The sequence below is a fragment of the Enterobacter asburiae genome, from assembly GCF_001521715.1.
GTDB classification, from domain to species: Bacteria; Pseudomonadota; Gammaproteobacteria; order Enterobacterales; family Enterobacteriaceae; genus Enterobacter; species Enterobacter asburiae.
Window position 1 is genome coordinate 1774204 of sequence record NZ_CP011863.1, and the last position, 15343, is coordinate 1789546.

13 protein-coding genes are annotated in these 15343 nt (G+C 58.1%); 6 read left to right on the plus strand and 7 right to left on the minus strand.

The genetic code is table 11. The features are described from left to right. Positions 1-6: 6 nt before the first annotated feature. The 3 genes from tssK to ACJ69_RS08690 are packed head-to-tail and all read right to left on the minus strand — an operon-like array spanning position 7 to position 2400. Positions 7-1350: a type VI secretion system baseplate subunit TssK gene (gene tssK, locus ACJ69_RS08680; protein WP_059346903.1), complete on the minus strand. Its 1344-nt coding sequence runs from the start codon at positions 1348-1350 to the stop codon at positions 7-9. Positions 1351-1378: 28 nt separating this feature from the next. Further along, positions 1379-1882: a type VI secretion system lipoprotein TssJ gene (gene tssJ, locus ACJ69_RS08685; RefSeq protein ID WP_054830274.1), complete on the minus strand. Its 504-nt coding sequence runs from the start codon at positions 1880-1882 to the stop codon at positions 1379-1381. A 23-nt stretch (positions 1883-1905) separates the two neighbouring features. Further along, positions 1906-2400 (minus strand): hypothetical protein, encoded by a 495-nt coding sequence (locus ACJ69_RS08690; protein ID WP_032658425.1) that lies wholly within the window; start codon positions 2398-2400, stop codon positions 1906-1908. Positions 2401-3401: 1001 nt separating this feature from the next. Here ACJ69_RS08690 and ACJ69_RS08695 point away from each other — a divergent pair. Together ACJ69_RS08695 and ACJ69_RS08700 are read left to right on the plus strand one after the other, a co-directional pair. Beyond that, entirely contained in the window at positions 3402-5672 is a 2271-nt protein-coding gene (locus tag ACJ69_RS08695; RefSeq protein WP_059346904.1) for an FdhF/YdeP family oxidoreductase, read from the plus strand. 22 nt (positions 5673-5694) lie between these two features. Then, the gene (locus tag ACJ69_RS08700; protein ID WP_054830277.1) at positions 5695-6591 is read left to right on the plus strand and encodes a LysR family transcriptional regulator; all 897 of its coding nucleotides are present in this window, start codon (positions 5695-5697) and stop codon (positions 6589-6591) included. Here the strand turns inward: ACJ69_RS08700 and ACJ69_RS08705 are convergent. Continuing rightward, positions 6570-7328: a phosphate/phosphite/phosphonate ABC transporter substrate-binding protein gene (locus ACJ69_RS08705; protein ID WP_059346905.1), complete on the minus strand. Its 759-nt coding sequence runs from the start codon at positions 7326-7328 to the stop codon at positions 6570-6572. The genes ACJ69_RS08700 and ACJ69_RS08705 overlap by 22 nt on opposite strands. Continuing rightward, positions 7321-8292: a fatty acid desaturase gene (locus ACJ69_RS08710; protein ID WP_059347824.1), complete on the minus strand. Its 972-nt coding sequence runs from the start codon at positions 8290-8292 to the stop codon at positions 7321-7323. The genes ACJ69_RS08705 and ACJ69_RS08710 overlap by 8 nt, the downstream gene beginning before the upstream one ends. 149 nt (positions 8293-8441) lie before the next feature. On the opposite strand from ACJ69_RS08710, the gene ACJ69_RS08715 reads away from it, so the two are divergent. Further along, positions 8442-9422: a GlxA family transcriptional regulator gene (locus ACJ69_RS08715; RefSeq protein ID WP_054830275.1), complete on the plus strand. Its 981-nt coding sequence runs from the start codon at positions 8442-8444 to the stop codon at positions 9420-9422. 78 nt (positions 9423-9500) lie between these two features. Beyond that, complete coding sequence (gap, locus tag ACJ69_RS08720) at positions 9501-10511, plus strand: type I glyceraldehyde-3-phosphate dehydrogenase (RefSeq protein WP_054830276.1); 1011 nt, start codon at positions 9501-9503, stop codon at positions 10509-10511. A 10-nt stretch (positions 10512-10521) separates the two neighbouring features. On the opposite strand, the gene ACJ69_RS08725 is transcribed toward gap, so the two are convergent. Beyond that, positions 10522-11219 (minus strand): IS1-like element IS1A family transposase gene (locus ACJ69_RS08725; protein WP_103215986.1). Its coding sequence is split into 2 segments (ribosomal slippage): positions 10522-10970 and positions 10970-11219, totalling 699 coding nucleotides; the frame shifts between segments, so codons are not numbered across the junction. Positions 11220-11294: 75 nt separating this feature from the next. Further along, positions 11295-12482 (minus strand): MFS transporter, encoded by a 1188-nt coding sequence (locus ACJ69_RS08730; protein WP_047647475.1) that lies wholly within the window; start codon positions 12480-12482, stop codon positions 11295-11297. A gap of 115 nt (positions 12483-12597) precedes the next feature. Between ACJ69_RS08730 and ACJ69_RS08735 the strand changes: the two genes are divergently transcribed. Next, entirely contained in the window at positions 12598-13554 is a 957-nt protein-coding gene (locus ACJ69_RS08735; protein WP_029740088.1) for an AraC family transcriptional regulator, read from the plus strand. Between the two features lie 102 nt (positions 13555-13656). Next, entirely contained in the window at positions 13657-15342 is a 1686-nt protein-coding gene (locus ACJ69_RS08740; protein WP_059346906.1) for an alpha,alpha-trehalase, read from the plus strand. Position 15343: the final 1 nt, after the last annotated feature.

Genomic DNA, 15343 nt, shown 5'->3' on the forward strand with positions numbered 1-15343 from the left:
GCTTTATTATTCTGTCGGGCTACGGATGGCCCAAAACTCCATATCCAGCCCCGGGAATTCGCCTGCAAGATGCAGGGCGAATGCGCCGGACTTATCAATCTCGTGCCACAGCTCGCTGCCCTTCTCCAGTTCAAAGTAGCTGTAGCCGGCATGCCACGGGATCTGCGGCGGCGCGACCGGCATGGCGCGCAGCATAATGCCCGGCAGCTGAAGCTGAACCAGATCGCGGATTTTCGACACCGGCGCGACCTTCATCTGCGCCGGGAAATGGGTTTGCAGGTGTTCGCCAGGCACGTTGGCTTTTACCGCCAGCACGAAGCCGAACTCGCGCACCATGCTGGTTTCAGGCACCGTAGCGATGTTCAGGCCGTGAGAGCGTTCGTTAAGCGGCAGCTGAATCGCGTGGTCTTCCATCACCAGCGACAGCCCCTGACGCAGCATCAGCATCAGTTTGCTGAAGCAGTTAGCCAGATCGTCATGATCGTAAATCGGCAGCACGCTTTCGGCGGTACGCTGCGACGTCCAGGTGGCGAGCTCGGTCGCAAACGGCAGCCAGCTGCGCCAGAGCGTTTCCGGATGCAGCAGCGGGAGGGTTTTTAAATGAGAAACCTCGCCCAGATGACGGTTAACCAGCGACAGCAGCGTGAACTCAATCAGTTCGGAGGTGTTAAAGCGGCCAGGCTGGCGCAGACGACCGCCAATTTGCTGGCTGCGCTGGACCAGCAGACCGTGCAGATCGTTGATCATGCTGTAGATCTGCGGGCTGTTGTTGGCGTTGAGCATCGGCGGGATGTAGCTGTTATCGAGGCGCACGTGGTTGTCGTTACGTTTCTCCGTCACAAACGCCACGCCGATGGCGGTCCATTCTGCCGTGAGGTCTTTTTCCAGCATCAGGGTCAGACGCAGACGGCCAAACTGGACGGTGGCATCCCCCACCGACATGGCGTTGTCGTCTTCCACCTCTTGCTCGAAAGCGATGAAGCGCGCCAGCGAGGCCGGCTCTTCGCTAAAAATCACCTCTTCTCGCTCGCCGCGACGAACCGGCAGCGCGAGCACCACCTTTTCGTTGGTGAGGTTGTCAGGAATTTTTAGCGGTACAGGACCGTTGCGCCCGTTACGCACCTGGAAAAAGGTGCCGTCCGGCAGCAAACCACTGCAGTAGCTCAGGGCAATGCATCCCTGACGAAGCATCGCTTCATCCAGTTCAACGTCAAGAAAGCCCCAGAGATATGACCGCTGTAGCGCACCCCATTCACGAACATGGTTGAGCAGATAACTTTCAGTCCGCTGAAAATGGTGTGGACGCAGGAACATGCCTTCGGTCCAGACGACCTTTTCTGCTTTCGTCATGATGATGTGTTTCCTGTGTTGAAGCGCGTTACTGGCTGATGACCCGAATGCCGTTCACGTCGAGAAAAACGTTGGCCTGAAGTTCATCCGCGGACCATTTCCAGAACTGGTAGATATGATTTTCGCCATGCACAGGCAGAGGGAGTGAAACGCGCCATTTTTTGCCATCCAGCATCTGATACTCCGCCATCACGCCGATGTAGCGGGCCTCCGGAGAGCTTTGCCCGCTGAGGGTTTTGGACAGCTGTCCCGGCATCAGGAAGAACACGTCGCTGTTCAGCAGATTCGCGCCAAGCGTGGCTGACGCGTTGTTCTGCAGGGAGTAGAAGTCGCTGGACATGAAATCCGCATCGGATTTCAGCAGCAGCACCCGGACCTTAAGCGGCGCAGATTCATTGATTTGTGGATGAGCCTGAAACTGCAGATTGTAGCGGGAGGGGTCGCTGTGTGAAGACGACGAACAACCACTGACCAGGGCGAAAATCACCGCGTAAAAGAATAACCACAGCTTATGAAAATTTTTATTATTCATAAAAATGCGCTCATGAAAGCCGTTTAGTTCAGGATCCAGGTACCGTTAGCGCTGTCTTTGCAGGCTTTGCTGTTGCCATCGACATCGACACAGGTCGCTTTTTTACGCGCTTTCGGACGAATAGCCTGTTTACGCACGGCGGCGTCGTACAGGTCGGCCTTGATCACGGCGCGCATCGGGACGTAACCAATCAGCTGATCGTTACCTTCATCGGCAAGCGCCATCCAGTAGTGTTCAACCTGCCCCAGCACCACGTACGTTTTTCCGGTCTCGAGATTACGGATAACTTTGCCGCCGAAGTCAGGACGGCTCATCAGGGAAGCCGGATACATGGCGCGATACGGTTCGTTGACCGGGTTAAACTCCGCCGGCGGCGTAACAGCGTGACGGTGGGTTAAGGTCACGCCGTTGACCTGGCTGGTCTCGATCGTATCGTCGTTGATCACAGGTTTCTGCGGCGCTTTACAGCCCGCCACCGCCATTACAAACAGAAGTGAAAACAGTACGCGCATTTTCATATGCTTTTCCGTAGCGATATTTCGATGATGAAGATAAGGGAGTGAAGTTTGACTTAAGTGCTATTGTTAAAATAGCCAGGATATTTTCGGGGCGTTACTATTTTAAGGGCATAGCTACCGCACGAGCCCTTCAGAATAAGGCCCAGTGTCTTCCTGACATATTTTGACAAACGGTAAACAAGTTTACATGAGCTTCGCATCAATTCAATATTTACCGCTACGTAACTGTTGGTAAATGAAGCAGTCGGAAAATTATAGGATTAATCCTATGAAAAAACCCGATATGACCTACACTCTGTTATTTCCCCACCACAACGTCACGCAAGCACATGTTTTATATACAAAAAACACAAAAGAGAACCACTTTCATTAACGCAATACTGCTATTATCGCCACTACCATAATTAGTAGAATTCGCGTATTGGTGAGGTCCACAGAATATATGAACGCTGAATTATTTGTTGCACTAGAAGGGTATCTTTAATATTGAATGCATGCGACAACGAGAGTGTGACTATTTCACTTATGTTGCACGACGTTAATTTCACGACTCAAAATAACTTTATATTTCGCATTGTGACAATGACCCGGTCAGGCCTGAATTTTATCCTTTAATCATTAAGCCAGAGTTAACCTTCCTGACATTTTCACAGTTGAAAATGCTTGCGATGACCCGCCAGCTGCGAAAAGTGTTTATTGCTGTCGCTCACAGGCTTCATTCGAAATTTTATTGCTGCTACATCCTCTCCGGCTCGCCCCATCTATCTTGCCTACCGTTTGATAGATAATATTTATTATTAAAATGATAAAATTTCGTTATAATTTCTTTAAATATTTAAGCATCAAATCTGATAAATCGCTGTAATAAAACGAATTTAAGATAAAGCATTTTTCCACGCCGCATGCGCATAGCCATTCGGTCGTCATTGCTTTCACTTATTGTCCGTTACAGCGTTTTTATGGGTTCAGACGTTGTGTGACCGAAGAAATCAGGAGTGGGTATGAATAAGAAAAGACGCTCGGTGCCGGGTATCAGACACTATGACGGTCCTGCCGGAGGCTGGGGCGCGTTAAAAGCGACGGCTATCGCGGTACGTACCCAAATGGATACCCTTGATGCTCCCGCCACGCTGCTGCGCACCAACCAGCCTGACGGTTTTGACTGCCCGGGCTGCGCGTGGCCCGATAAAGAACACAAGTCGACATTCCAGTTCTGTGAGAACGGCGCCAAAGCCGTGACCTGGGAAGCCACCAGCAAACGCGTTACCCCCGCGTTTCTGGCCGAAAACAGCGTCTCCTCGCTGCTGGCAAAATCGGACTTTGAACTGGAAGGCTACGGTCGACTGACGCATCCCCTGCGCTATGACCGGGCAAGCGATACCTTCCGGCCCGTCGACTGGGACGAGGCGTTTCAACGCATCGGCGAAGCATTGCGCGGGCTCGAACCGGACCAGGTCGAGTTCTATACCTCCGGACGCGCCTCTAACGAAGCGGCGTATCTGTTCCAGCTGTTCGCTCGCGAATACGGCACCAACAACTTCCCCGACTGCTCGAATATGTGCCACGAGGCCACCAGCGTCGGTTTGCCGCGCTCGATTGGCATCGGGAAAGGCACCGTCTCGCTGGACGACTTCGATAAGACCGAGCTGGTGATCTCCATCGGCCACAACCCCGGCACCAACCATCCGCGAATGATGGGGACTCTCCACGAGCTGGCCCGTCGCAACGTGCCGATTATCGTCTTTAACCCGCTGCGCGAGCGCGCCCTCGAACGTTTCGCCGACCCGCAAAGCGTGATTGAAATGGCAACCTACGGCTCAACGGATATCGCCTCGACCTATTTCCAGGTGAAGGCCGGGGGCGATGCCGCCGCGCTGAAAGGCATTGCCAAACACCTTCTCGAAATGGAGGCCGAGCGCGGTGACGTGCTCGACCATGCGTTTATTGCCGAACACACCCAGGGCATAGAGGACTTCGCCGCCGATATCGCGCAAACCCGCTGGGACGAGATCGAGCGCGAGTCGGGCCTGAACCGGGCGGCGCTCGGGAAGGTGGCCGACGCCTATGCGAAATCAAATGCCACCATCATTACCTACGGAATGGGCATTACCCAGCACAATAAAGGCACGGCGAACGTCCGCCTGATCGCTGACCTGCTGCTGCTGCGCGGGAATATCGGCAAGCCCGGCGCGGGTATCTGCCCCCTGCGCGGCCACTCAAACGTTCAGGGGAACCGCACCGTCGGGATTAGCGAGAAGCCTACCCCGGCCTTCCTGAACCGTCTGAAGGACGTTTTCGGCTTTGAGCCGCCGTCTCACCACGGACACGATGCGGTGCAGGCCACGCAGGCGATGATCGACGGCCGCGCGAAGGCGCTCATCTGCCTTGGGGGTAATTTTGCCGTCGCGATGCCCGATCACGAGCGAGGTTTTCCGGCGATGGGTAACTTGGATGTGAGCGTGCACGTCGGTACCAAGCTCAACCGCACTCATCTTCTGGTGGGCAAAGAGACCTTTATTTTTCCGTGCCTCGGCCGTACCGAGCTGGATCTCCAGGCCACCGGTCGTCAGTCCATTACCGTCGAAGATTCCATGTCGATGGTGCACGCCTCGTCCGGCAAGCTGAAGCCCGCCTCGCCGTTGCTCCTCTCGGAACCGGCTATCGTCGCCGGCATGGCGAGAGCCACGCTGCCGGAAACCCGCGTGGACTGGCTAACGCTGGTTGAGGATTACGATCGGATCCGCGATCTGATCGAGCAGACCATTCCGGGCTTTGAGAACTACAACGCGCGGATCCGCGTTCCCGGCGGCTTCCGCATGCCGCTGCCGCCAACGCAGCGCATCTGGCCAACGGCGACGGGAAAAGCGATGTTCTCGGTGTTCGACGGCGTTCACGAGAACGCCAGCGGCGAAGGTGAGCACGTTCTGCGACTGATCACGCTGCGCAGCCACGACCAGTACAACACCACCATTTACGCCCTGGACGACCGCTACCGCGACGTGCTGTTTATGAACGAAGACGATATGGCGCAGTCAGGCCTGGAACACGGCGACCGCGTGGATATCGAAACCGCCCTCCCCGGCAGCGTTCAGCGTCTGAAAGACATCACCGTGGTGGCGTATAACATCGCGCCGGGCACCGTCGGCGCCTATTACCCGGAGGCCAACGTGCTGGTACCGCTTGATTATCTGGATAAGGACAGCGGTACGCCGTCGTATAAATCCGTTCCGGTTCGCATCACCCTGCGCTCGAAAGAGATCCGCATGCTGTAAGGCTGCTCGCGCAGAGAATATGATGGATATTAAACAGTTAAAATATTTAATCGCGCTCGACGAGACCCGTCACTTTGGTAAAGCGGCCTCGCAGTGCAACGTCACCCAGCCGACCCTCTCCATGCGCATCCGCAGCCTGGAAGAGGAGCTGGGGCTGGTGCTGATTGTGCGCGGGCAGCGCTTTGAAGGGTTTACGCCGGAGGGGGAACGCATCCTCGCGTGGGCCCGCGCCCTGCTTGCCGCGCATGACGGGCTACAGGCGGAAGCCGCGCTGTGTAAAGGTCAGGTGGTAGGCGAATTACGTCTGGGGATGGTGCCGCTAGCGAGCGTGGATCCGATGATCTTTATTCGTCTGCTGACGCAAAAATACCCGGAGCTGACCTACAGCCTCTATTCCATGTCCTCAGCGCAGATTGCCGACGGCGTCAGCCGCAATCAGCTTGAGCTGGGAATTTGCTACCTCAACAGCATCGACACCAGCCTGTTTGACATTATCCAGCTGCCAAAAACGAAGATGGGCCTGCTGCATGACGTCCGCCATTTCCAGCTCGGCCAGGCAACGCTGACGTGGCACGACCTGACGGATTTTCCGCTGGGGTTCCTGACCAAAGGGATGCACTACCGGGCGCACATGGAGGCCAGCTTTAAATCTGCTGGCATCGAACCGACGTCCGTTTTCGAGAGCGACTCGACGTTCCAGATCATTCAGGCGGTTCAGAGCGGCGTGTGCTGCGCCGTCATGCCGCTGAACAACGGGCTGGAAGCGCTGAACAGCAACTTCAGGATTGTCCCCATCAAAGATGCGAACATTGAGGCTCCCGTCGGCCTGATTATGCGCAGACAGAAGCCCGTCTCCTCGCTGGCGCTACGCTGCTTTACCGACGCGCAGGAGATTTATCACGCGGACAATGAGGCGTAGGCCTCGCGCGTCACCTCGCTAAAACCGCCGATCAGCACCGCGTCGCGCACCTCCCGGTATTCCGGTGCATCCACCAGCTCGCGGAGCGCATCGCGAATGGCGTTAAGCGTTTCAGGCGAGGTGTTATGCGAGGTAATCAGCGGCAGTCCCGGCGTCAGCGGGGTACTGTCAATGATCGCCAGCCCCGCAAGCCGTTCCGGCTCATGGCGCTGCAGTAGTGCCCAGGTTACGCAGTCGATGGCCGCGATATCCCCCGCCCCGCGTTTCACATCAATCAGCGACTGGCGATGGCTGCCGCTAAAGGACGTTTGCGCGAAAAAGGGACTGCCGCTCGCCAGGGGAGCCACTATTTTTCGCAGCGCATTGTAGCCGGACTGGGAATCCGGGGAATTACAGACCGCCCGGCGTCCGCGAAAATCCGCCAGCGTCAGGTGCCGATCCTCCTCGCGCACCGCCAGAAAGCTGCGGTACTGGATCCCTTCGCAGCCCGGCGCCGCGTAGTGAAAACAGCCGACCACCTGCACGTCCGGGAGCTGCGTGACCAGCGGATAACCGCAGGTCTGGCTGAGGATAAGCGCAGGCTGTTGCCAGTGGGTCAGCAGATCGGACTCCGGCCAGCCGGGGTCACGATCGACGGACACACCGCGCGCGGCCAGCAGCCCCTTTACCGCCAGCCAGAGCGCGCGGGTGTCGGCGCGATCCACGGCATACATGGGAAACGCCAGCAGGTTACTCATACCCTTCCCCCTGTTGTTTTGCGGGATGAACGGTGACGTCGACGGGCCTGGCCCAGAACTGACGCAGCCATACACCATAGCCCCTGACGACAAAACCGTGGTTTCGCTGCTGGTACGCCTCCCGGTTTTGCTGGTAGATGGCCTTCAGCCCGTACCAGGGAACGCCCGGCAGATCGTGATGGACTGAATGATAGTTGAGATTCAAAAACAGCACCCGCCAGAATAACCCGGCCTCGTTAATAACGGAGCGCGCCAGCGGATCGTCCGCCGCGCGATGTTCGAAAAACGATCGGACCTTGGTCAGCGCCAGCGCCGGATAGCTGACAGCCAGCACGAACCAGACGGGTGAAAAACCGGTATGCGTCATCCACGCGAAGAGCGCCAACAGCAGCAAAACGTGAACCAGCCACATCGCCATCGCCCGCAGGTGAAGGTGACGAAACGCCGCCACGGCGCTGCCCAGCGTCTGCAGGATATCCAGCAGCGGCGCCAGCACCAGCCGCCCGGCGAAAGTATTCCGGGCGCGGATCGTACGCTTCTGCCAGGGGCAAAAGCGCGCCCAGCTCTCGTCGGTAAAATAGTATGACTCCGGGTCATCCACCGGATGGGTCAGGCTATGGTGCCGATGATGGGCAAGATGGGAGTCCCGGTACAGGCCATACGGATACCAGACCGCCAGCGGGAGCGTGCCAAACAGCTGGTTGAGCCAGGCATAACGCGTGGGGTGCCCGTGGATCAGCTCATGCTGCAGGGACATGTACCAGGCGGTAAACCCGATGAGCAGCAGCGTGGCGGGCAGCAGGCCGAGCGTTTGCCAGAACGCCAGCGTGGCAAACCAGCCTACATAAATAGTGATAATCAACAGCCACGTGGGCAGTTCGCTTCGCCATAAAAAACCCGATGCAAGGTGGCGGATTTGTTCGCGTTGTTGCGGATGTAAATAGAGGGAGCTTCGTTGACTCATTCCTTCAGACGCCGTTTCGCCAGAGATAATTCTCTGACGATCGGGGATAACGTCTGAAATAACAAAGAACTTAAATCGCATTGCTTTGCCAGAAACGTGGGGCGCACGCGTCGCTTGACTTATTTTGTGATAAAGGTACTTTTCAGGACATGAAGAAGATCCTGATTATTGTTCCCGACGGCGGCATGCTGTTTGAAGCCGCCGGTATCGCCGACATTCTGATGCAGGCCAACCGGCTGCATCCGGAAGGGCTTTCCCACCCCCGCTACCGGATTATCATTGCCACCACCCAGCCTCACCAGGTGATCCACGGCCAGTCCGGCCTGAATCTGCTGGCGGACTATCGCCTGCCGGAGCTGGATCCGCGTGAACCGCTGGATACCATTATCATCACCGGACGCGGCATGAACGAGCAGGAGAGCACGGCGGTGGTGGACTGGCTGCACCTCGCTGCGCCGCACGCCCGGCGGGTAGCCTCTATCTGCGGCGGCGCGATGCTGCTGGCCCAGACCGGTCTGCTGGATGGTCGCCGCGCGACCACCCACTGGCGGCTGCTGGAGACGATGCAAACCCAGTATCCGGCTATCCACGTCGAAGGCGGTCCGCTGTATATTCAGGATGGCCCCATCTGGACCTCCGGCGGCGTGAGTTCCGGGTTCGATCTGACCCTGGCGCTTGTGGAAGACGACTACGGATTTACCCTCGCCCGCGACGTGGCGCAGGATATGGTGATGTATCTGCGCCGTCCCGGCGGCCAGCTGCAGTTCAGCCGCTACAGCCTGCAGCAGCCCGGCACATCCGGTCCGATAAGCGAGCTGCAAACCTGGATCCTGCAAAACCTCACCGCCGACCTGTGCGTGGAAAATCTGGCCGAGAAAGCGGCAATGAGCCCGCGTAATTTCACCCGCGTGTTTACCCGCGACGCGGGCGTTTCTCCGGCCCGCTACGTGACCGAAGCGCGTCTGGCCGCGGCCCGACAGCTGCTTGAGCAGACCCATGACTCCCTTGAACGCGTTGCCGAGCAAAGCGGGTTTGGCACCAGCATTAATTTGCGCCGCATCTTTGAGAAACAGCTCCACCTCACGCCCGGCGAGTACCGCCAGCGATTCCACTGCCGCAAGATGGCGTAATCTGATCCTTTTTTGTCGTTTACGCCAACCGGCCCGACGCCTACAGTGACTCCAGACAACAGAGATAAGGAGTGCACCATGGTTAAGGTCGGTATTAACGGTTTCGGCCGTATCGGACGTAATTTCCTGCGCGCGGCGCTGGGCAACCCGGATCTGCAGATTGTGGCCATTAACGATCTGACGGACAGTAAAACCCTCGCCCACCTGCTGAAGCATGATTCCCTTCTGGGCAAGCTGCCCGCACCCGTAGAAGCGGCAGACGACGCGCTGCAGGTAGACGGGCAGCGGATCGCCGTATTTAGCGAACGCGATCCGGCGAATATCCCGTGGCGTGACGTCGGCGTTGACGTGGTGATTGAGGCCACCGGCTTCTTTACCGAGCGGGAAAAAGCGGCGGTGCATATTACCCACGGCGGCGCTAAGCGCGTCATCATTTCCGCCCCCGGGAAGAACGACGACCTGACGATTGTGATGGGGGTTAATCACGAGCAGTACGATCCTGCCCGACACGCGGTGGTGAGTAACGGGAGCTGCACCACGAACGGTCTGGCGCCAGCCGCTCAGGTACTGCATCAGCAGTTCGGGATTGAGCATGGCCTGATGAACACCACGCATGCCTACACCAACAGCCAGGCGCTGCACGATCAGCCGGAGAAAGACCTGCGCGGCGCGCGCGCGGCGGCGCTGTCGATTGTGCCTTACTCCAGCGGCGCGGCAAAAGCGCTGGGGAAAGTGATCCCTTCCCTTGACGGTAAACTGACCGGGTACTCCCTGCGCGTGCCGGTGCCGGTGGTGTCGATTGTGGATTTAACGGTAACGCTGAGCCGTAACGTAACCGTCGAACAGGTGAACGAGGCGTTCCGCAACGCGGCCGCCAGCGGGCCACTGAAAGGTGTTCTGGGCTATAGCGATGAACCGCTGGTCTCCAGCGATTACCAGGGCGACCCACGCTCCTCGATTATCGACGGGCTTTCCACGCTGGTGATTGGCGGGAATATGGTGAAGATCCTGGCGTGGTACGACAACGAGTGGGGCTTCTCTAACCGTCTGGTGGATCTGGCGGTGTGGATGGATAAGAAAGGGCGGTAATGACTCCAAATTATTGATAGTGTTTTATGTTCAGATAATGCCCGATGACTTTATCATGCAGCTCCACCGATTTTGAGAACGACAGCGACTTCCGTCCCAGCCGTGCCAGGTGCTGCCTCAGATTCAGGTTATGCCGCTCAATTCGCTGCGTATATCGCTTGCTGATTACGTGCAGCTTTCCCTTCAGGCGGGATTCATACAGCGGCCAGCCATCCGTCATCCATATCACCACGTCAAAGGGTGACAGCAGGCTCATAAGACGCCCCAGCGTCGCCATAGTGCGTTCACCGAATACGTGCGCAACAACCGTCTTCCGGAGCCTGTCATACGCGTAAAACAGCCAGCGCTGGCGCGATTTAGCCCCGACGTAGCCCCACTGTTCGTCCATTTCCGCGCAGACGATGACGTCACTGCCCGGCTGTATGCGCGAGGTTACCGACTGCGGCCTGAGTTTTTTAAGTGACGTAAAATCGTGTTGAGGCCAACGCCCATAATGCGGGCGGTTGCCCGGCATCCAACGCCATTCATGGCCATATCAATGATTTTCTGGTGCGTACCGGGTTGAGAGGCGGTGTATGTGAACTGTAACTGCCATGTTTTACGGCAGTGAGAGCAGAGATAGCGCTGATGTCCGGCAGTACTTTTACCGTTACGCACCACCCCGTCAGTAGCTGAACAGGAGGGACAGCTGATAGAAACAGAAGCCACTGGAGCACCTCAAAAACACCATCATACACTAAATCAGTAAGTTGGCAGCATCACCCCCAAGGAGAGGGAAAAGGCTCACTCCGCTTTTACTTTCACACCCATAAACACAATCACCATCGCCGTTACCAGCAGAAGCCCGCTGCCCGCGAATACGCCGCTGGCGCCGTTGAGATCAAATACCGCGCCGCCCCCGGCCGCACCGGCACTGATTGCCAGCTGAATTGAGGCCACCAGCAGCCCGCCTGCACTTTCGGCTTCATCCGGAACGGTGGTAGCAAGCCAGGTTGACCAGCCCACCGGAACCAGACCAAATGCAAAGCCCCACAGCGCGACCAGGAACCCGTCCAGCATCGCCAGATGACCGAACGCCACCATCGTGAGCGCGAGAACGCCCATCGCGAACGGCACCAGCGCCAGCGTCAGGCGCAGATTACGCGCCAGCAGATGCCCGGCAACGGAGGTGCCGACAAAGTTGGCGAGCCCAAAACCCAGCAGGATCAGCGAAATGGTCTCAACGCTCGCCTGACCTACCGTTTCCAGGAACGGGCGCAGGTAGGTAAAGAAGGCGAAATGGCCGCTGAAGATCAGGATGGTCGCCAGCATGCCGCCGATCATCCCCGGACGACGCAGCACGCGGAACAGCGTACTCAGGCTGCCGCTGCTCTCCGGCTTCATGGACGGCAGTACCCACAGCTGCCACAGCAGCGCCAGCATGCTAGGCAGGATGCAGAGCACAAAGACGTTGCGCCAGCCGATCAGGCTGCCCAGATAGCTGCCGAGCGGCGCCGCGACCACCGTGGCAATCGATACGCTGGAGAAGATCACCGCCAGCGCCTTCGGCACTTTATCTGCCGGAACCAGACGCATCGTGGTCGCCGTCGACATCGCCCAGAATCCCCCGATGGCGATACCCAGCAGCAGGCGCCCCATCAGCAGGACGTGCAGCGTCGGCGCAAAGGCTACCAGCAGGCTGGAGATAATTTGCAGCACCGAGAAAAACATCAGCACCCAGCGGCGGTCGATGCTTTTGGTGGCCGGCGTAATCAGCAGTCCGGTTACCAGCGCAACCAGCGCGGTGGCGGTGACGGCCTGTCCGGCCATTCCCTCACTCACGCCCAGGCTCGCGGCCATCGGCGTTAACAGACTGGCGGGCAGAAATTCTGCCGTAATCAAACCAAACACCCCCAGCCCCAGTGAATAGACGGCCCGCCAGGCGGGTTTTGCAGGCGCTACCGCCTCGCTCGCCGCGACACATGAATTCATCTGTTTTTCTCCCGTTATAAAAATGTGACAACTGTCGCAAAAGCATAGAAGGTTCACCCTGGACGATCTATGACATATAATCTCCACTTATTGATTATTCGTCCGGAGTTGCGCCATGACCGTACAGTCACCCGATCTGATCAGCGAACTTTTACGCGGCATGCGCCTGTCAGGGGTGAAATACCGGCGGATTGAAGCCAGCTCGCCGTTTGGCGTCGCGTTCCATCACGCCCCCGGCAAAGCGCAGTTTCATTTCGTAAGCCACGGCAGCGCCCTGCTGCGAATGGAGAGCGGCGCGGCCTTTCAGCTGAGCAGCGGAGACGCCCTCTTTATTCCAGGCGGCAATTCCCATGCCCTGCTCTCCGACGAGCGGGCCACTATTACCCCGGTCAGCGACTTTCCCAGCGAGCCTATCTGCAGCTCGGTCTGCGCCATCACCTGCGAGCCCTGCCCGGAAAGCGAGAACACCATCATCTTTAGCGGGTGCATGGATTTTGAGCTGGGCGGGATGCAGCCGCTGATCAAGGCGATGCCGGAAGTGATGATGGTCAGCCGGCTGATGTCCACCTGGCCGGAGATCCACCCGCTGCTGGCGGCGATGGAGCGGGAGTCCGTGGCGCGTCAGGCTGGGTACGCCGGGATCCTCGCGCGCCTGGCCGACGTGGTGGCGGCGTTAATCGTGCGCGGCTGGGTTGAAGGCGGCTGTGGTAAAGCCACCGGCTGGGTGCAGGTTCTGCGCGACCCGCGCCTGAGCCGGGCCATTTACGCTATGCACCAGCAGCCCGGCCTGAACTGGAGCGTGGCGGATCTGGCAAAAGAAGCGGGCACGTCCCGTTCCGTGTTCGCCGAACGGTTTCTGGCCGCGACGGGAACCACCCCGGCAAAATATCTCAGCGAACTGAGGATGCGCCTGGCCATCCAGTACATTCGCCACGAAAATCAGCCGATTGAAACCGTCGCGCTGCGGCTGGGGTACGGCTCTCTGGCGGCGTTTAGCCGGGCATTTAAGCGCATCATTGGACATGCGCCGGGCACGCTGCGGGAAGCCAGCCAGACGCCGGAAGAGGTCTGACTGGCAAGCAATATTTAACGCGAAGCGGGCAATATTCGTCTAAGGTTTTCAGGTGATTGACAACAGCGGTCACGCTGTTTAGTGAAGACAGGAGACGAACTGATGATAAGACCTCGTACACTACGCCCCGCGTTCTTACCCCTTGCGTTAGGAGGCGCGCTGCTCGGCGTCACGACTTTCGGCTATGCCGACGATAGCCCCGCAGCCCAGACAACCTCACCCGATATTTTGCTGGGCCCGCTGTTTAATGATGTGCAAAGCGCCAAACTGTTTCCCGACCAGAAAACCTTTGCTGATGCCGTCCCCAAAAGCGACCCGCTGATGATTCTGGCGGATTACCGGATGCAGCACACGCAGTCCAGCTTTGACTTACGCCACTTTGTCGAGATGAACTTTACGCTCCCTGCGGAAGGGGAAAAATATGTTCCGCCTGCTGGACAAAGTTTACGTGAGCACATCGACGATCTCTGGCCCGTGCTGACGCGCACCACCGATAAAGCCAGTAACAAATGGGATTCCCTGCTGCCGTTACCCAAACCTTACGTTGTGCCCGGCGGACGTTTCCGCGAGGTCTACTACTGGGACAGCTATTTCACCATGCTGGGCCTGGCAGAGAGCGATCATTGGGACAAAATCAGCGACATGGTGGATAACTTTGCGTATGAGATTGACACCTTCGGCCACATTCCCAACGGCAACCGCAGCTATTACCTGAGCCGATCCCAGCCGCCGTTCTTCTCGCTGATGGTGGAACTGCTGGCAACGCACGACAGCGATGCGCTGAAGAAGTATCGTCCTCAGATGGAGAAAGAGTATGCCTACTGGATGGACGGCGTCGACGCCCTTCAGCCGGGGCAGGCTAACAAACGCGTGGTGAAGCTGGATGACGGCGCTATCCTCAACCGCTACTGGGACGACCGCGATACCCCGCGCCCGGAGTCCTGGCTTGACGACGTGAATACCGCCAAAAGTAACCCTAACCGGCCTGCGACCGAGATCTACCGTGATTTGCGTTCCGCTGCGGCCTCGGGCTGGGACTTTAGCTCCCGCTGGATGGACGATCCGCAAAAGCTCGGCACCATCCGGACCACCAGCATTGTCCCCGTGGACCTGAACGCCCTGATGTTCAAGATGGAAAAACTGCTGGCGCGGGCAAGCCAGGAGAGTGGCGACGCCGCCGGCGCAAGCAAATACGAGGCGCTGGCGACGGCGCGTCAGAAAGCCATCGAGAGCCACCTGTGGAATGATAAAGAGGGCTGGTACGCGGATTACGATCTGAAAAGCAAGAAGGTACGCAATCAGCTCACGGCGGCAGCCCTGTTCCCCCTTTACGTGAAGGCGGCGGCGCAGGATCGGGCCGATAAAGTCGCCGCGGCAACTTCATCGCGCCTGTTGAAACCGGGTGGTATTGCGACCACCACCGTCAATAGCGGCCAGCAGTGGGATGCGCCAAACGGCTGGGCCCCGCTGCAGTGGGTGGCCGCGGAAGGGCTGCAGAATTACGGGCAGGAGAAGGTCTCGATGGACGTGACCTGGCGCTTCCTGAAGAACGTTCAGCATACTTACGACCGCGAAAAGAAACTGGTCGAGAAATATGACGTGTCGACAACCGGTACGGGCGGCGGCGGCGGCGAGTATCCGCTGCAGGACGGCTTCGGCTGGAGCAACGGCGTGACGCTGAAAATGCTGGATCGGGTCTGTCCGAAAGCAAAACCGTGCGACAGCGTGCCGGAGAATCAGCCTGCGGCGAATGAGGAGGCTGCGCCGGTGAAAGCTGCGGCGCAGTAAG